Here is an 18,051-nt window from a genome sequence, read left to right on the forward strand (position 1 = left end):
CAGCGACCTTTCGACAATCGAACTGACATCAACCGATCAAAAACCTGTGGATAGCACACAGATGTTGCGTGACACACGGCAAAACATGCGCGGCAATCGCGTACTTCCAAGGTGATTCTCTTAACGCAAATCCGGCGGCATGGCGAATAATAAATGGGGCTGGCCAAGGCGTTGCCGCGCAATTGCGGCGGTCCGGCAGGCAGTGGCGACCAGCGACCGCACAGGCGGTGCGACGAACGGCAGCAAAATTCGCGCGCGCCAGCGTTTCCGGGCCTTGCCATGCCTCTGGCGCTGCGGCAATTGGGGCCGATGGATAGCATCATTCCGCTGTTGAGCGACCCCGCAGCATGGGCTGCACTTGTCACCCTTGTGATCCTGGAGGTCGTGCTTGGCATCGACAACCTGATCTTCATCTCGATCCTCTCGAACAAGCTGCCCGAGCATCAGCGGCAGCTTGCGCGGCGGATCGGCATCGGCCTTGCGCTGATCATGCGGCTCGCGCTGCTGTCGATGATCGCGTTCATCGTGTCGCTGACCACGCCGGTGTTCGACCTCGGCATTTCGGGCCCGCTGGGCGAATATGGCGAACCGACCTTCGAGACACAGTTCTCGTGGCGCGACCTGATCCTGATCGCAGGCGGTCTCTTCCTGGTGTGGAAGGCGACCAAGGAAATCCACCACAGCGTCGATGACGACCCTTCGGGCGAGGCGCTGGACAAAAAGGGCAAGGCCGCGCTCGGCTTTGGCGCGGCCATCGTCCAGATCATCGCGCTCGACATGGTGTTCTCGATCGATTCGATCCTGACCGCAGTCGGCATGACCGACCATGTTCCGATCATGATGGCCGCGGTGATCATCACCGTTCTCGTCATGCTGGTCGCTGCCGATCCGCTGGCCAATTTCATCAATCGCAACCCCACGGTGGTGATGCTGGCGCTGGGCTTCCTGCTGATGATCGGCTCTGTGCTGATCGCCGATGGCTTCGGCGTCCATGTGCCCAAGGGATATATCTATGCCGCCATGGCTTTTTCTGCGATGGTCGAATCCCTCAACATCTGGGCCCGCAACGGGCGCGAGAAACGACGCGGCATTTCGCCGGCAGCTACCAACGGCGAGAGTGCATGACCGTATATTTCCATGAAAGCGATCTGCCTGCCGATGTGCTGGCCCCCGGCCCTGTGGCGGTGGATACCGAAACCATGGGCCTGGTGACGCCGCGCGACCGTTTGTGCCTGGTGCAGATCTCCGATGGCAGAGGCGACGAGCATCTGGTGCGCTTCATGCCCGGCAGCGATTATGCCGCGCCAAATCTTCGCGCCGTGCTCGCCGATCCCGAGCGGCTCAAGCTCTATCATTTTGCCCGGTTCGATCTGGCGGCGATCCAGCATTATCTGGGCGTGATGGCAGCGCCGGTGTTCTGCACCAAAATCGCATCGCGGCTGATCCGTACCTATACTGACCGGCATGGCCTGAAGGAACTGGTGCGCGAGGTGCTGGGCAAGGAGCTCAGCAAGGTGCAGCAGTCGAGCGACTGGGGCGCGCCCGAGATCAACGATGCGCAGCGCGATTATGCGGCCAGCGACGTGCGCTTCCTGCATGCGCTGCACACCGCGATGGACGCACGGCTGGTGCGCGAGGGACGCCGCGAGATCGCGCAGGCCTGTTTCGATTTCCTGCCCGCGCGCGCGCAGCTCGATCTGGCGGGCTGGCCGGAAATTGATATTTTCGCGCACGCTTAATATATCGCGGGGCAACACCCCCTCCGACCGCGTAACCGGCGCGACACCGAAAGGCCCCTAAGGCGACATGACCGAACGCGCTGATATCATGCGCAGCCGCCGCCAGCTGTTTGCGACCCCCGGCAGCAGCCATGACCGGATGGTGCGGTTGCTGGGCATCATCCTGCCCTCGGCGATCGGCGTGCTGGTGGCGTTCCTGGCGCTTGCGCCGCTGCTGCGCAACACAGAGGTCAGCTTCCTGCTCGACAAGAACCAGGTCGATATCGCGCGCGAACGCATGCGGGTGACGCAGGCGCTGTATCGCGGGCAGGACAGCGAAGGACGGCCCTTTTCGCTGCAGGCGGGCTCCGCGGTGCAGAAGACCTCGCGCAATCCGGTGGTGGAGATGAGCGATCTGGCCGCGCGCATCCTGCTGACCGAAGGCCCGGGCGTGCTCGAGGCCGGGCAGGGGACCTACAACATGGACAGCGAACAGGTGTCGATCATCGGCCCGGTGCAGTTCAGCTCCGCCAATGGCTATCGCATGGTCACCCGCGATGTGGACATCGATCTGCCCAAGCGCAGCATGGTCAGCCGCGGCGAGGTGACGGGTCGCTTGCCCGCTGGCACTTTCCGCGCCGACCGGCTAAAGGCCGATCTTGCCAATCGCACGGTCACGCTCGAAGGCCGCGCACGGCTGCGGATGACTCAGGGCGGATTGCCCCGGTGACGAACCAAAATCGAGTGACGAGCGGAGATACAGGATTGACCAAGCGGTTTTCAGCCAGGGTTTCGATGCTGGCCCGTCGCCGGTTGCCAGGTGCGGCTGCCGGTGCGTTTTGCCTCGCCGCGCTGGCGCTGGTGCCCGGCAGCGTCACTGCGCAGTCGCTGATGAACCACAACAGCAACGCGCCGGTCGATTATGCTGCCGATCGCATCGAACTGCAGGACCGCGCCAATCGCGTGCTGCTGTCGGGCAATGTCGATATCACCCAGGCAGGTCTTCGCCTGCAGGCGGCGCGGATGACCGTGGCCTATCGCAACGCGGGCAGCATCGAGATCGAGCGGATCGACGCCAATGGCGGCGTGGTTGTCACCAAGGGCGAAGAACGCGCCAGCGGCAATGTCGGCATCTATGATTTCAACAAACGGATCATCACGCTGATCGGCAATGTCGCGCTCCGCCAGGGCGGCAACACGCTCAACGGCGGGCGGATGGTAATCGACCTGACCACCGGCCGCTCGACTGTTGACGGCCGCTCGGCCGGCGGCGCTCCGGGCCAGACGGGCTCTGCAGGCGGCCGCGTCTCGGGCACGTTCTCGGTGCCCAAACGGGATTGATCGTAAATCCTCCCACAGCTTGCTGGGGGAGGGGGACCGCCCGCGCAGCGGGTGGTGGAGGGGCGGCCAGTTCGAGCCCAGCCTATAGATGCCGTGCCATCCCGCTTCCCCTCCACCACTGACCTTCGGTCAGCGGTCCCCCTCCCCGAGCCAAGCTCGGGGAGGATTTGAAGGCTCCCCACGCCAGCCCATGCATAAATCCTGCCAACACGTGAATATCGCCGGTTTTCATCGCATTGTTCCATGCTATGGGAGAACAAAGACAAAGCGGCGCCCCAAGCTGCGGTTTATGTTTGCAGGAATGTTGCAATGAACGATGTAGCCCCCCTTGGCCTGCTCAGCGGCACCGCGGCGGACCCTGCCGTGTCCACCGATGGCCTTAACGTCGTGTCGATCGCCAAGAGCTATGACAAGAAGGTCGTGCTCTCCGATGTGTCGCTGCAGGTCGCCAAGGGCGAGGTGCTGGGCCTGCTCGGCCCCAATGGCGCGGGCAAGACGACCTGCTTCTATTCGATCATGGGGCTGGTGAAGCCCAATTCGGGTCGCATCATGCTTGATGGGGTCGATATCACCCCGCTGCCGATGTACCGCCGCGCGATCCTGGGCCTTGGCTATCTGCCGCAGGAAACCTCGATCTTTCGTGGCATGACGGTCGAGCAGAATATCAAGGCGGTGCTCGAACTGGTCGAGCCCGAAGTCGAGGCGCGCGCGGCGCGGCTGGAGACATTGCTTGAGGAATTCGGGCTGACCAGGCTGCGTGAATCCCCCGCGATGGCGCTGTCGGGTGGCGAACGCCGTCGCTGCGAGATCGCCCGCGCGCTCGCCGCCAGCCCCTCCATCATCCTGCTCGATGAACCGTTCGCAGGCATCGATCCGCTTTCGATCGCCGACATCCGTGACCTCATCATCGAGCTCAAATCGCGCGGCATCGGAGTGCTGATCACCGATCACAACGTCCGCGAGACGCTCGACATCGTCGATCGTGCCTGCATCATCTATGATGGCAAGGTGCTGTTCGCCGGCACGCCAGAGGCGCTGGTGGCCGATGAAAACGTCCGCAGGCTGTATCTGGGCGAGGGCTTTGCGCTGTGATCGCACCCGTCGCAGGTGACGAAGGACTGACCTGATGGCGCTCGGCCCGCGCCTTGACCTGAGGCAGAGCCAGTCGCTGGTGATGACGCCGCAGTTGCAGCAGGCGATCCGGCTGCTGGCGCTGTCGAATATCGAGATCGAAGCGTTCATCGGCGAGGAACTCGAGCGCAACCCGCTGCTCGAGCTGGGCGGCGAGGACACCGGCGGCGATGTCGCCTCGAGCGGCGTCGATGCTACGTTCGACGCGCCCGCTGCTCCTGCCGATGGCGATCCGGCGGGCAGCGACGAGCTGATCGGCGCAGGCATGGGCGAGATCGATCGTCCGCTCGATATCGACCTGGGCGGCGAGGTGTTTCATCACGACTGCGCCAGCGACGGCCCCGACCGGGTGGCGGGTGAGGCCAGCGGCGGGCTCGACGGGGCGCTTTCGCTCAACGATATTTCCACCGGCGGCGGTGCCGACAGCGACGGCTGGGAAGATTCGCTCGAATACGATCTCACGCTGCGCGAGCATCTGCACGCCCAGGCGGGGATGGCGATGTCCGGCGTCACATTGTTCATCGGCCGCCACCTGATCGAGCTGATCGACGAAAACGGCTATCTGCGCGGCGACCTGCTGCAAGTGTCGCACCAATTGGGCGTGCCTCTGGGCGAGGTCGAGGCCGCGCTGGCGGCGATCCACACGCTCGAGCCTACCGGCGTCGGCGCGCGCGATCTGGCCGAGTGCCTCGCGCTGCAGGCAAAGGAAGCCGACCGCTACGACCCGTGCATGGCGCGGCTGATCGACAATCTCGAGCTGCTTGCACGCGGCGCGCTGCCGCAGTTGAAGCGGCTGTGCCGGGTCGACGACGAGGACCTTGCCGACATGATCGCCGAGCTGCGTCAATATGATCCCAAGCCGGGCAGCCGCTTTGGCGGGGCGAGCGTCGAGGCGGTGGTGCCCGATCTGTTCGTGCTCGAGCGCGAGGGCAAATGGATGATCGAGATCAACAGCGCGACGCTGCCGCGGCTGCTGGTCAACCGCAGCTATCATGTCTCGCTGTCTGGCGGGCGGCACGATGCCAAATCCAAGGCTTGGCTCAGCGAATGCCTTGCCGAGGCCAACTGGCTGCTCAAGGCTCTCGACCAACGCCAGCGCACGATCATCAAGGTGGCGAGCGAGATCGTCAAGCAGCAGGAAGGCTTCTTCCGCAACGGCGTCACGCAATTGCGCCCGCTCACCCTGCGCAGCGTCGCCGATGCGATCGAGATGCACGAATCGACCGTCAGCCGGGTGACCAGTCACAAATATCTGAGCTGCGCACGCGGTCTGTTCGAACTCAAATACTTCTTCACCAGCGCGATTCAGGCGACCGATGGCGGCGATGCGGTGTCGGCCTCGGCGGTGAAGAGCCACATCAAGACGCTGATCGACGAGGAGGACGCCAAGAACATCCTCTCCGACGACCAGCTGGTCGATTTGCTGAAGGAACGCGGGTTCGACATCGCGCGGCGGACGGTGGCGAAGTACCGCGAGGCATTGGGGCTGGGCTCTTCGGTCCAGCGCCGCCGCCAGAAGAAGCTGCAAGGCGCACGGTGAGCTGGTCTCCCGTCCCGCTTGTGGGAGGGTCAGGTCCGGCCTGCCGGACCAGGGTGGGCCTGAAAGCACGACGTTGGCGCAGGCCCACGCCGTCTTCGCCTGCGGCTCAGCCACCCCTCCCGCAAGCGGTAGGGCAGAAAGAACCTACTGCAGCGTAACCCTTGGATCGTCGCTGTCGCGGCGGCCGAAGAACTGCATCAGCTGGACCAGCAGATCGGCGCGGGTAGTGAGGCCTTCGGCTTCGAGCAGCGCCTGTTTGGCGGCTGCATCGAACGGGGCGATCTGCGCGATGCCGTTGACCAGCGAGCGGTCGTCGAGCCGCGCCACCGAATCCCAGTCGACGCTATAGCCCTGCGCATTGGCGAACCGCTGCGATTCGCGTTCCAGGCTCGCGCGCTCGATGCTGGAGAGCGCCTGGTCGTCCTCGTTCTCGTTGATCAGCTCCGCCTCGATCTGGCGGAACGGCGTTGTCACGTCCAGTTCGCGCAGCACGCGGAACCGGGCAAAGCCCTCGAGCACAAGATTGTAGCGGCCATCATCGAGCGCTTCGACATCGACGATGCGGCCCACACAGCCCATGTCGAACAGCGCGGGCGGATCGCCGGGGCCGCGCGGCTGGATCATCCCGATCTGCCGGTCACGCGCCATCGCATCGCTCACCAAGGCGCGATAGCGCGGCTCGAAGATGTGCAGCGGCACCTGCAGGCCGGGAAACAGGATCACCCCGGTGAGCGGAAAGATGGAGATGCGCTGGGCGACCATGACGGGCTTGTCGGTCATCCGAACAACGCGGCGGAAAGCTTGCGCCGCGTCGCTGATACCCAGGGATCCTCGAGCCCGACCGCCTCGAAGATCTGCAGCAGCCGCGCGCGGGCCGCGCCCTCGTTCCATTCCTTGTCGGCCTTCACGATGGCCAACAGATGCTCCGCCGCCTCGTCGCGTTCGCCGCCGGCAAACAGCGCGACGGCCAGATCGAAGCGCGCGGCGTGATCGTCCGGCGTGGCATTGGCGGCTGCACGCAGCCCTTCGATCTCGCTGTCATCGGCCTTGTCGGCGACCAGCGCGATGGCGGCCTTGGCGCGATCGAGCGCGGGGTCGGCGGTGATTTCGGGGGGCAGATCGGCGAGCAGCGCCTGTGCCTCCTCCACCTTGTCGGCGGCGACCATTGCGCGCAGCAGGCCGGAAATGGCCGCAACGCTGTCCGGCACCATGTCCAGGATCTGCGCGAACATGCCCATGGCCTGCTCGGTGTCGCCCTCGGCCAGCACGTCTTCGGCCATCGCGATCAGCGGCGTGATATCGGGCGCTCCGGCATCGTCGCCATCACCCGCCTGGACGGGCAGCTTCTCGAGCAGCTGGTCAAGGATGCCGCCAAGCTGCGCCTCGGTGCGCGCGTTGGTGAGGTTGGCGACCGGCTGGCCCTGGAACATCGCATAGACGGTTGGGATCGACTGAATCTGGAACTGCGAAGCGATGAAGCGTTCCTCATCGACATTGACCTTGACCAGCATCACGCCCTTGTCGGCATAATCGGCCGCGACCTTCTCCAGCACCGGGGTCAGCGCCTTGCACGGCCCGCACCATTCCGCCCAGAAATCGAGGATGACCAGCTTGGTCATCGATGGTTCGACCACGCTGGTGCGGAATGCCTCGACGGCCTTGTGCTCTTCGGTCGTCAAACCCATGCTTGCCAAGTGAACTGCTCCTGCTGTTGCGCGTGCCGGGCGGTTCACCGCCCCGTCGCGGGTTGTGCCCCGCTTTGTCCTGGCACCTTATCCGAAACACCAAGATGGTGCGCAAGCCGCTTCTGCCAAGGGTGAAACAATGAATCGTCGCCAAATGCAAATTTGGGGCTTGCCGGACCCAAAACCCGATGCTAACTGCGCGCCTCACCTGCTGGATCGCACGTCGAACCAGCCGCCGAGCGGGCGTAGCTCAGGGGTAGAGCACAACCTTGCCAAGGTTGGGGTCGAGGGTTCGAATCCCTTCGCCCGCTCCAGTTTTCTTCCTAAATTTTCGACGGTTTGGCCTCAGGCGATCAGGCCTGAGGTGGGATACGAGCGCACCAAGGTGGCACTCGCGTATCCATTCGTATCCAATGCTTGCCAAGCCAGCGGCGATAGTTCGCGAGTGGGTATCAATACAATCACCGCTAGGCTGCAATGCACCCGTCAAATGCCGCGCTGGCTGTCGCCGCGTTTCGCTCACCATTGCCGATGGGGATATGGCTGCATGGGGCGGGCAAGGGTGTCGGCCTTCAGGCGCGCTTCCGGTTTCACCACTTATAGGCATCAACGAAGCACGTTCGCTGTTCGTTGTCATGAGATGCGAGCAGGCGGAAAATGCCTCCTGCTTGAGGTCGGTGGCGCAAGGAATTTGCCTTGAAGAACCGGCGTTATTTGAAACCTTTATCTACCAGCAGCGCGGTAAGATCGGTGTCCGAGCAGGCCTCAAGGCTGAGCAGCGCCTGATAGGGATCGCCGACAAGGCCAAGCAAGGCCGCAAATGCAGGCTCGGTCTTCATTCCATTGCTTCGCTGCGCCATGACCGCGTCGCGAAAAACGCCTGTGCCAAGCGCAAGCAACCTCTGCTCCACAACGAAATGCCGCCATCCATATTGCTCGGATACCGGAGACGCCTGACCAAACAGTTCGATCGTCCAGCCAGCGCCGGCAAAACTGGCGACGACGGGCCGATCATGCGCGATCCTCTGCCACATGCGGAACTCGGCGTGCGTGCCAAAAGCGTTCCACACCGCGCGCGTGAAGCCATCCGGATCGGGGGCGAAGCAGACAATATCTATATCGCTCGCTGGAAGGTCCAAGCCCAATGGCGGCGTTCCCACGACATGCGGATCGAAGGCAGCCAGCTCAGGCAAAACCCCCAATCGGTCCAGAGCCTCCAAATAGTGCGGTCGGATCATCGAGCGCTGATACGACGAGCCCGCGTGTTCCGTAAAGGTCTGCGCCGGATGAAGTACGTCCGCGAGGGAGCAACCGATGGAACATCCATCGGCCGGTTTCGGGCGGCCAACCGATGCTGCATGCCAGGCGCGCAGTTCGAGGCCAGCAGGGACTGTGACGGACCAGGCCAGCCAGAGAATTCCTGCGGCTCTGAAACAAGATTTTTGGTTTGCGGACAGCAAGCGGCCCGCGTCTAAAACAGGCTGAGCTTTATCATTACCCGAAGCGCCCCCGGGCGGGGCGGCTTGCTCAGGCATCGACTTCAAGCGTTGGGGCAACTGGATGCATTCTCTGTCGGAAATCCGGAAATACACGCAGGCAGCCTTCATTGGCGCCGCGTCCTTGCTGTTGAGCTTGCAGGCGTGTTCATCGCCCAAATCCGAAGCCCCAGGTGCCGTTGATCAGGCGAGACTTCTCAATGCTTCATCCGAGCCGAACAATTGGCTCGCAGGTGGCGGCGGGTTCGATGAGCAGCATTACAGTGCGCTCGACCAGATCAACGCACAGAATGTTTCACGATTGGGTCTCGCATGGTCGTTTGAAGTCGATACCAATCGAGGACAGGAAGCGACCCCTTTGGTCATTGACGGCGTCATGTACACGTCAACGGCTTGGTCGAAGGTCTATGCTATCGATGCACGTACGGGCAAGCAGCTGTGGCAGTTCGATCCGCAGGTTCCCGGTGATGCAGCCTACAGCACCTGCTGCGATGTGGTGAATCGCGGCGTGGCTGTCTGGAGGGGGAAGGTTTTTGTCGGTACGATCGATGGGCGGCTGATCGCGATCGATGCGAGGACCGGCGATCAGCTTTGGTCCGTACAGACCTTCGACCGCTCCCATCCCTACGCGATTACCGGCGCCCCCAGGGTATTCAAGGACAAGGTCATCATTGGCAATGGCGGTGCCGAATTCGGCGTCCGCGGGTATGTCACTGCTTATGATACCGAAACCGGTGCGCAGTTATGGCGTTTCTACACTGTGCCAGGCGATCCGTCGAAAGAGCCCGACGGTGCTGCATCAGATTCGGTGATGCCAATGGCGACCAGAACCTGGGCGGGCAAGTGGTACACGATGGGGGGAGGCGGCACCGCCTGGGACTCGATCGTTTATGATCCCGAATTCGACCAGGTCTATATCGGCGTGGGCAACGGTGCACCGTGGAACCGGCAGGTCCGCTCGGACGGCAAGGGTGATAACCTGTTCCTGTCCTCGATCGTCGCGGTCGATGCCGACACGGGCAAGTACAAATGGCATTATCAGCAGATACCTGGTGAAAGCTGGGACTTCACCGCGACCCAGCCGATGATGCTGGCCACGCTTTCGATCGGCGGAAAACCGCGCAGGGTGCTGATGCAGGCGCCGAAAAACGGCTTCTTCTATGTTCTCGATCGAAAGACCGGCAAGCTGCTCTCTGCCAAGGCATTCGTCCCGCAGACCTGGGCCGACCATATCGATTTGGCAACTGGGCGTCCGGTCATGAGCGAGAATGCCTATTACCAGAATGGCGCGAAAGTCATGTCCCCGGCTTCGGTCGGCGGCCACAACTGGCAGCCCATGTCCTACAGCCCCCGCACCGGGCTGGTGTACATTCCCACCGTCCGCTGGAGCATGCGATATGACCAGGACCCTGCGTTCAAGTTCCGTCCCGGCGCTGAACTGAACCAAGGGGCAGCGATCAGCCTCGATCCTGCTGCACCTTGGGGCACCGGCGCATTGATTGCCTGGGATCCGCTCAGACAGCGCGAAGTCTGGCGGGTACCACAACCCGAGATGATCAACGGCGGCACGATCGCGACGGCAGGCGATCTGGTGTTTGCCGGCGATGCGCATGGCACGTTCAGCGCATTTGGAGCAAGGGACGGTAAAAGGCTGTGGTCGTTCAAGCAGCCATCGGGCATCCTCGCAGCGCCAGCCAGCTACAGCATCGATGGCGTTCAATATATTGCGGTGTTGGTCGGAAAGGGCGGTGGTGCCATGGGCCTGCCGGATGTCAATCGTCCCCGGATTCCGAGGCTTAACGGCCGGATGCTGGTGTTCAAGCTGGGCGGAAAGGCCGTGCTGCCCCGGGTCGATCTCGATCTTCCGCCAGCCAATCCGCCCGGGCAGACATTCTCCCCGGCCACTGTCGCCTTGGGCGGGCGGCTGTATGGCGATAAGTGCGCGCGGTGCCATGAGGGGGTCGCGGCGCCTGATCTGCGTCGCTCCAACGCGCTGTCCGATGCGGAAACGTGGAAGGCCGTCGTTTACGATGGCGTGCTGACCGACACCGGTATGATCGGCTTTTCAAAGCTGATGTCGCAGGCGCAGGTCGAAGCAATCCGGGCTTATGTCGGCGATCTGGCGCTCGAACTTCAGAAGGAAGCGAAGACAGCACCCGGCAAGGGGGCAACTGCCAAGGATATGGCACGCGCAAAACCGCAATAGGGCACTGCGGACCGCGCGGCGTCGATGAGCAGCTTGGTTTTCGCCTGAAGCCGGTCACCCCGCCTGATTTGAACATCGAGCCAACAGGACACATTGCCATGCCCTTGCCTTTGTCGAAGCGGCCAGCCTGGGCCGAAATTGATCTCGATGCACTTGCAAGCAATGTGCGCAAGATCAGAAGCCTGATCGGGCCCGATGTCAGGTTCTATGCGGTCTGCAAGAACAACGCTTATGGATGCGGCGCTGGCGAATGCGCAGCGACTATGCGTAACGCGGGTGTTGACGCTTTCGCGGTCTCTGACCCTGAGGATGCAGAGCGTATCCGCGATGCCGGCATAAATGCTCCGATCCTGCTGTACGGCGCGACGACACCCGATCAGGCCGAGGCGATTGCTGACCTCGGCTTGATCGTCACTATCCACGACCGACACGGGCTTGAGGCATTCGAGCAGCTGCAGCGTTCGGTTCAAGTCCATGTGGAAGTGGATTGTGGCTATGGCCGCCTTGGATTTGTCCCGGAAGAATGGCCCGCCGTGTTTGAACGGTTGAAGCAAGCACGTCACCTTGAGGTCATTGGCCTGTACACGCATCTGGTCAGGGCCGAAGACAGGCTGGCGATCGATAGGCAGGTCCGACGATTGAAGCAGGCCATCTCAGCTGCGCGTGCGGCCGGCTTTCAGGACCTCGAGACAATGGCCGCAAGCAGCCGCGTTCTGCTGGGCTATCCCGAGCTCACCTGGACAGCGGTCAATCCCGGGCGTGCGCTCTACGGGATGATGGAGCAGCCCTGGCTTGACGGTCTGACTTTCGACCCCGTGATCCGGTCCATCAAGTCGCGCGTCTTGCAGGTCAAGACACTGCCTGCGGACTTCGAGGTCGATGATGCCCGGCACACGGCTGATCCGGGCAGGCTGAAAACAGCGGTGATTGCCTTCGGTTTCAAGGATGGCCTGCCTGCGCAGCCGGACGGGGGCACCGTGCTGGTGCGCGGGCAGCGCGCCCGCATCATTGCAGGGCGCGCGACAGAGCACACCATTCTCGACGTGACGGAAATTCCCGATGTCGTCCCGGGTGATGAGGTCGTGCTGGTCGGCGTCCAGGGCGGCGACCGGATCACCGCAGCACAGGCGGTTCAATTCTATGGCATGCCGATGATCGAGCTGATGGCGCGCATGTCGCTCAGCGTCCCCCGGATATACTCCGGTGGTGCATGACGTTTTCTCTGCATGGCCTGGCTCGCGTGTGATTGTCTCGCGGCACGAAATCGACCAGACCTTTGGGTGACTTTCAAGGCAGTCGTTCTGACTGCCCGGATCTGGGTGACGGGAAAAAATGGCGAGAACAGCATTCATTACAGGCGCGACATCCGGCATCGGTGAAGCAGCGCTCAGGACGTTCGCGCGGGCCGGCTGGAACGTTATCGGCACAGGCCGCCGATCCGATCGGTTGCACGCTTTGCGTCAGGAGATCGGTGCGCAGATGCATGGCTGCGTATTCGATGTGCGAGATGAAGCCGGGCGCGATGCGGCACTGGCGGCATTGCCACCCGCGTTCAGCGAAATCGATCTGCTGATCAACAACGCCGGTCTGGCGCTCGGCACCAATGGCGCCGATCAATCGGATGTCGACCAGTGGAAGACGATGATCGATACCAATGTTACGGCTCTCGTATCGCTGACGCACAAACTGCTGCCCGGCCTGATCGGGCGGCGCGGCGCTATCATCAACCTGTCGTCGGTTGCCGGAAGCTAACCCTATGGCGGCGGCAATGTTTATTGTGGCACCAAGGCCTTTGTCACGCAGTTCTCGCTGGCGCTTCGCTCCGACCTGCATGGCAAGGGCGTTCGGGTCACGTCGATCGAACCGGGTATGGTGGAGACGGAATTCACGCTCGTCCGCACCGGGGGGAATGATGCCTCGTCCAGCGCCTTGTACCAGGGTGCAAACCCCATGACGGGCCAGGATATAGCCAACACCCTGTTGTGGGTCGCACAGTTGCCGCCGCATCTGAACATCAATCGCCTTGAGCTTATGCCCGTGAGCCAGTCGTTCGCCGGGTTTCAGGTTGCGCGGACCGAAGCGGGCTGATCGGGCGTCGCAGCGCTGAGTTCCCGACGTCGTCGGGGGCGCATCGCTGGTTGAAGAAACCGTGAAGGGAAACGTGTCATGATACGAACATTGCTGGTCGCCGGAGCAGCAGCTGGACTGGGTATTGTGCCAGCAGCCGCTGCGCCTGCCGAGCCGTCCGACCAGGCCATGTTGCGCCTTGCCGATGCACAATCCATCGCAACCCGCGCGCTGCAGGCTGCAACCGAAAAGCAGATGAATGTGGCGATCGTGATCGTGAACCGCGAGGGCCGGGTCATTTTGGCTCAACGCATGGACGATGCCTCGTTCATGAACATGGCGCTGGCCGAAGCCAAGGCAGCGACTGCTGCCGCTGCCGGCGTGCAGACGTCGTTGCTGGAGGATGCCGTGAACCAGGGCAAGCCCTCTTTGCTGTCCGTGCCAGGATCTGCGATGATCGGTGGCGGTGTGCCCATCATGCGGGCCGACAGGATTGTGGGCGGAATCGGGGTCAGCGGCGGATCGCCGAAGGACGATGAAAGCATCGCAACGGAAAGCCTCGGCCCACAAGGATAAGGCCGGATCTGGCAAGCAGTGTTCCGCGCGGCAAGGTCCGCTGGCGCATGGACGCGGGCGCCAGGATATGATCGGTTGCTGGCTTGGAAACGCCTGGTCCGATACCCGGCCCACATTCCTCTTCGATCAGGCGGGGCGAAGGTGACAGCCCCATTAGGCAGCTAAGAACCCAGCGTTAGATTATCTGGCGTCGAGCCCCAAAATTAGTGGTTTGCGCAGACGGGCACATTTCCGACACAACCCTCAGCAGAGGGGAAATGTCCTCTCCTGCGCCAACGACAGGGGGTTTGCGGTCAGTCCTGGCGACGTCGGTATGCCCGTGAGCAAACTCCGCTCGATGCAAGGCTTGGCGGTTGGTGGGGGTGACGGACCTTCTGCTCCATCACATGGCGCCAACCACTTGATGTCGGGTCCGATCCGGACCCGACATTCGCCGATCGCAACAGGAACGCCACCATCCTGCCGGTGACCGCAAGCGAACACCGACGCGCTATCTGCGGTGCGCTGGGCTTGGTTTTCTGTAAGGAGAAGGACGAGGTTATGCTCAACAGAAGAGAGATCATTCAGGGGACCAGCGCAACCGCAGTCTTGGCCTGGGCGCTTCCCGCGTTGGGAAAAGCGGGTGACGTCCCGGCGCTCATCAAGGACGCGGAAGCGCTTTACAGGGAATCGGTCGTCATCGACATGCTGTGCGACGAGTATCGGGACGCCAGCGGGCTCGAGCAGATCAAGCAGGCGGGCCTGACAGTCATGAGCACTACCCTGGGTGTACGCCGACCTGAAAAGCCTCGCGGTAGCTATATGAGCAATGGCTTCGAGCTCGACAGCGCAGTCGAGGATTGCGTCGAGTGCAACAAGTTCATCAAGGATAACAGCACCCTGCTAGCACCGGCGAGATCTGCGGCAGACATTTTGCGCGCAAAGCAGGAAGGGAAGACAGCAGTCATGCTCAATTTCCAGAACTGCCCGATCGAAGGCGAGCTGGACAATATCGACATGTTCCACAGCCTCGGCATCCGCGCGATGCAGGTCACATACAACGAGCGTAACCTTCTCGGCGACGGCGCGACCGAACGAACAAATGCCGGACTTAGCGATTTCGGTATCGCCGCCGTGCAACGGATGAACGAAGTCGGCATCCTCGTGGATTCATCGCACTCTGGACCTCAGACCACGATGGATACGATCACCTTTTCCAAGCGCACGCCAATCATCTCGCACGCAAACTGCGCCGCACTGAATGAGCATCCGCGCAACAAGTCCGATGAGATTATCAAGGCGCTTGCCAAGAAGGGCGGGGTCATGGGCCTGACAACGGTCAACACCATGGTGAAGCGCGATTTCCCAGTGACGATGGAGGACTGGCTGAATCATGTCGACCACGTCGTAAGGCTTGTCGGCGTGGATCATGTCGGCTTTGGCACCGACACGCTGGTGCGCGGCTGGCCGACCGACCCCAAGCTCAAGGACGAGTTCCTCAAGGCGTATGGCGAACCACATTTCAAGGCGAGCTATCGTTTCCGCTATCCCTTCGGGACCGAGGGAATGAACGATGCCCACAAATGGAAATATGCAACTGCGGGGCTGATGAAGCGGGGATATAAGGACACAGATATCGTCAAGATTCTCGGCGGCAACTGGATGCGGGTGATTGGCGACGTCATCGGCTGAGGCAAGTGCGCTGGCTGGTCCTGCCGCTTGCGACAAATGCCTGAGGTCGGACCGCCACCAAGGCTGATCAACTTCCCACGCGGAGCGAGGGGAACCGACGGTAGCATCTTGGCCACGCACGATGGCGCCCGGCCTGCCATGCAGCTTGCCGACGTCACGCAGCAGCAGCTCTCGGCCGATCCATCAGCGGTTTCTTGCGCCTGGTATTTCTAGATTGGCGCGGGGCACAAAGAGCAGCGCGATCTCGATATCCCGACAGGCTAATGACCTTGCTGCCAACCGATATTTCCCTATAAAATCAATTCGCATCTCGGGGGATGCCGAGACGCGCAGGCTGTTGCAATTCAGCCAAATGTTGGCCGAGGGACAAGGTCTAATGCTCAGGGAAACACCCAATCTGGACTGGCTGCGCGTGTTCGCCGAAACGGCGGCAACCGAGAGCTTCGTCCTGGCAGCGGCGAGGCTGAGCGTAACGCCTGGCGCGGTCAGCCAGCGGATCAAGGCGCTCGAGGCCTTTCTGCGGGTCGAGCTGTTTCAGCGTTATCCGCAAGGAGTAAAGCTGACAGAGGCGGGAAGACGTTATGCCCAGCGTATCTCTCCGGCGCTCGACCTTCTGGTGTCCGCCACCCGAGAAATCGCTTCGACCGGAGGCCCCAAGACGATCCGCATGTCGATCCTTCCAGCGCTGGCCCAGCTCTGGCTCGGCCCGAGGATGGAGAACTTTTATTCGCTCCATGCGAACATGAACGTCGAGATTTGGGCCGATGCGACCGTGATCGATATGCGCACGTCCAATTTCGATATCGCCATTCGCTATGGCCAGCCTCCCTTTCCCGGTTGCGAGTATCGCGCGTTGCTGTTCGACGAGCTTGTTCCCGTAGCCAGCCCGAAGCTGATGATGGCAACCGATGCCGACCATCTTGGCCTCCCGATTGGAGCGCCCCTGATGCTGGATATTTATTGGGAGCATGATTTTACCGATTGGCTCAATCGGACCAGCCAGATCCGACCGGAAAAGCTGAGCACGCAGACCTTCTCCCTGTATTCCATGACGGTCGATGCGGCCGTTCAGGGAAGCGGTTTCATGATCGGCCACACCGCACTGATTGGCGGGCTGCTGGAAGAGGGCAAGCTGCAACAGCTTTCCCAACTGCGTGTTCCTTCCAACAATCAGTTCTATCTGCTGACGAAATCAGGCGCGCCGTTGTCCGAGGCGGCCGAAACCTTCGTCACCTGGGTAGTGGAGCAGGCCAGAGCTGGGGAGGCCCAGCCATCGCCGGGCGTTGCAGGTCTGGAGAGTGATGGGGCTGCTGATGTCGCCGAAGCCGGGAACTGACAGTCCTGGCCGTGCAGCCGCCGGATCGCAATCCCGGCAGTACCGCCGTAATGGGCTGGTCCCGGCGGGTTCGTGAAGCCTTTCAGACCGCGATCTGCCCGAGCGATTGCAGCGCTGGCACATAAGGCCGGTTCAGCGCCCGTGCTACGGCAAGGTTGGTGACCTGCCCTGCGTGAATGTTCAGGCCCTCGAGCAAATGAGGATCGTGGCTGAGCGCTTCGAGACCCCTGGCGGCCAGTGCGAGTCCGAAAGGCAGTGTCGCATTGTTCAGCGCTTCGCTCGAGGTCATCGGGACGGCACCGGGCATGTTGGCAACACAGTAATGAATGATGCCATCGACTTCGTAGGTTGGATTTTCATGCGTCGTCGGCCTTGAGGTTTCAAAGCACCCGCCCTGATCTATGGCGACGTCTATCAGCACGGCCCCTGGCTTCATTTTGCTGAGACTTGCGCGGCTGACCAGTCTGGGCGCACTGGCCCCCGGCACCAGCACAGCACCGACCGTGGCATCTGCCTCGGCAAGTTCTTCCTCTATGTTGCCAATCGTCGACATCCGTGTCCGGACCCGCCCGCTGAAGAGTTCGTCCAGCTGGCGCAGCCGTGCAACCGAGCGATCGATGATCGTAACCTCTGCGCCCAGCCCGACTGCCATGCGCGCTGCATGGGTTCCCACGACGCCACCGCCAATGATCAGCACGCGGGCCGCCTTGACGCCCGGCACGCCGCCGAGCAGCAGGCCGCGGCCGCCGGAATGCCGCCGAAGCGCTGAGCCTGCAGCCTCGATCGAGAGGCGGCCAGCGACCTCACTCATGGGTGCCAGCAAGGGCAGGGCACCGGAGCGATCCGTGACTGTCTCATAGGCGATTGCCGTGCAGCCCGAATCGAGCAAACTCTTGGCCTGTGCGGGATCGGGAGCAAGATGCAGATAGGTGAAGAGAATCTGGCCTGCGCGCAGCTGAACCCACTCAGACGGCTGCGGCTCCTTGACCTTGACGATCATCTGAGCCCTCTGGAACACTTCGCCTGCGCTGGCGACGATCGTCGCGCCCACTGCCGCGTAGGCATCGTCTCCAGCCCCGATGCCGGCACCGGCACCGGTCTCCACCACCAGCTGATGACCGTTGGCGACATACTCGCGAGCGGACCCGGGCGTCAGTCCTACGCGATACTCATTCGCCTTGATCTCACGGGGTACGCCAACCAGCATGTTGCTTCCTTCCTTGTGTGCATCCGCAGATGGCGCCGACTGTCATGGGCGCACCGAGCCTGGCTCGTGCGGTTCTC

The 18,051-nt window shown here is 62.2% G+C and carries 15 protein-coding genes, 1 tRNA gene and 1 pseudogene; 13 read left to right on the forward strand and 4 right to left on the reverse strand.

What is annotated here, in order from left to right; translation table 11 throughout:
• Positions 1–309: 309 nt before the first annotated feature.
• The 6 genes from BSY18_RS17870 (at position 310) to rpoN (ending at position 5,730) form a co-directional block, all read left to right on the forward strand.
• Entirely contained in the window at positions 310–1,125 is an 816-nt protein-coding gene (locus tag BSY18_RS17870) for a TerC family protein (RefSeq protein ID WP_054135449.1), read from the forward strand.
• Entirely contained in the window at positions 1,122–1,739 is a 618-nt protein-coding gene (locus BSY18_RS17875) for a ribonuclease D (RefSeq protein ID WP_054135443.1), read from the forward strand. Before BSY18_RS17870 ends, BSY18_RS17875 begins: the two co-directional genes overlap by 4 nt.
• 67 nt (positions 1,740–1,806) lie before the next feature.
• On the forward strand, positions 1,807–2,448 hold the full coding sequence (gene lptC, locus BSY18_RS17880) for an LPS export ABC transporter periplasmic protein LptC (protein WP_054135444.1): 642 nt from the start codon (positions 1,807–1,809) through the stop codon (positions 2,446–2,448).
• Between the two features lie 65 nt (positions 2,449–2,513).
• Positions 2,514–3,059: an LptA/OstA family protein gene (locus BSY18_RS17885; RefSeq protein WP_054135445.1), complete on the forward strand. Its 546-nt coding sequence runs from the start codon at positions 2,514–2,516 to the stop codon at positions 3,057–3,059.
• 309 nt (positions 3,060–3,368) lie between these two features.
• Positions 3,369–4,151 (forward strand): LPS export ABC transporter ATP-binding protein, encoded by a 783-nt coding sequence (lptB, locus tag BSY18_RS17890; protein WP_054133699.1) that lies wholly within the window; start codon positions 3,369–3,371, stop codon positions 4,149–4,151.
• Between the two features lie 34 nt (positions 4,152–4,185).
• Complete coding sequence (gene rpoN / locus BSY18_RS17895) at positions 4,186–5,730, forward strand: RNA polymerase factor sigma-54 (protein ID WP_069051391.1); 1,545 nt, start codon at positions 4,186–4,188, stop codon at positions 5,728–5,730.
• A 144-nt stretch (positions 5,731–5,874) separates the two neighbouring features.
• Here the strand turns inward: rpoN and BSY18_RS17900 are convergent, their stop codons facing one another.
• Both BSY18_RS17900 and BSY18_RS17905 read right to left on the reverse strand, forming a co-directional pair.
• Entirely contained in the window at positions 5,875–6,510 is a 636-nt protein-coding gene (locus tag BSY18_RS17900) for an LON peptidase substrate-binding domain-containing protein (protein ID WP_236823401.1), read from the reverse strand.
• Positions 6,507–7,415 (reverse strand): tetratricopeptide repeat protein, encoded by a 909-nt coding sequence (locus BSY18_RS17905; RefSeq protein ID WP_069051392.1) that lies wholly within the window; start codon positions 7,413–7,415, stop codon positions 6,507–6,509. The genes BSY18_RS17900 and BSY18_RS17905 overlap by 4 nt, the downstream gene beginning before the upstream one ends.
• A 239-nt stretch (positions 7,416–7,654) precedes the next feature.
• Between BSY18_RS17905 and BSY18_RS17910 the strand changes: the two genes are divergently transcribed.
• Positions 7,655–7,729: transfer RNA gene (locus BSY18_RS17910), tRNA-Gly, on the forward strand.
• Between the two features lie 396 nt (positions 7,730–8,125).
• Here the strand turns inward: BSY18_RS17910 and BSY18_RS21475 are convergent.
• On the reverse strand, positions 8,126–9,070 hold the full coding sequence (locus BSY18_RS21475) for a DUF4269 domain-containing protein (protein ID WP_236823402.1): 945 nt from the start codon (positions 9,068–9,070) through the stop codon (positions 8,126–8,128).
• Here BSY18_RS21475 and BSY18_RS17920 point away from each other — a divergent pair.
• The 6 genes and pseudogenes from BSY18_RS17920 (at position 8,976) to BSY18_RS17945 (ending at position 16,767) form a co-directional block, all read left to right on the forward strand.
• Entirely contained in the window at positions 8,976–11,117 is a 2,142-nt protein-coding gene (locus BSY18_RS17920; protein ID WP_069051394.1) for a PQQ-dependent dehydrogenase, methanol/ethanol family, read from the forward strand. The genes BSY18_RS21475 and BSY18_RS17920 overlap by 95 nt on opposite strands.
• A gap of 98 nt (positions 11,118–11,215) precedes the next feature.
• Entirely contained in the window at positions 11,216–12,331 is a 1,116-nt protein-coding gene (gene alr / locus BSY18_RS17925; protein WP_069051395.1) for an alanine racemase, read from the forward strand.
• 118 nt (positions 12,332–12,449) lie between these two features.
• Positions 12,450–13,205, forward strand: a pseudogene (locus BSY18_RS17930) (SDR family NAD(P)-dependent oxidoreductase).
• Positions 13,206–13,295: 90 nt separating this feature from the next.
• Positions 13,296–13,760, forward strand: coding sequence for a GlcG/HbpS family heme-binding protein (locus tag BSY18_RS17935; RefSeq protein ID WP_171900273.1), 465 nt, complete (start codon positions 13,296–13,298; stop codon positions 13,758–13,760).
• Between the two features lie 465 nt (positions 13,761–14,225).
• Positions 14,226–15,431, forward strand: a complete 1,206-nt coding sequence (locus tag BSY18_RS17940; protein WP_150126327.1) for a dipeptidase — start codon at positions 14,226–14,228, stop codon at positions 15,429–15,431.
• A gap of 376 nt (positions 15,432–15,807) precedes the next feature.
• Positions 15,808–16,767, forward strand: a complete 960-nt coding sequence (locus BSY18_RS17945; protein ID WP_054133707.1) for a LysR substrate-binding domain-containing protein — start codon at positions 15,808–15,810, stop codon at positions 16,765–16,767.
• Positions 16,768–16,849: 82 nt separating this feature from the next.
• On the opposite strand, the gene ald is transcribed toward BSY18_RS17945, so the two are convergent.
• Positions 16,850–17,974 (reverse strand): alanine dehydrogenase, encoded by a 1,125-nt coding sequence (ald, locus tag BSY18_RS17950; RefSeq protein WP_069051397.1) that lies wholly within the window; start codon positions 17,972–17,974, stop codon positions 16,850–16,852.
• Positions 17,975–18,051 lie beyond the last annotated feature (77 nt).

It is taken from the genome of Blastomonas sp. RAC04, from assembly GCF_001713435.1.
In the GTDB taxonomy this organism is placed as follows: domain Bacteria; phylum Pseudomonadota; class Alphaproteobacteria; order Sphingomonadales; family Sphingomonadaceae; genus Blastomonas; species Blastomonas fulva.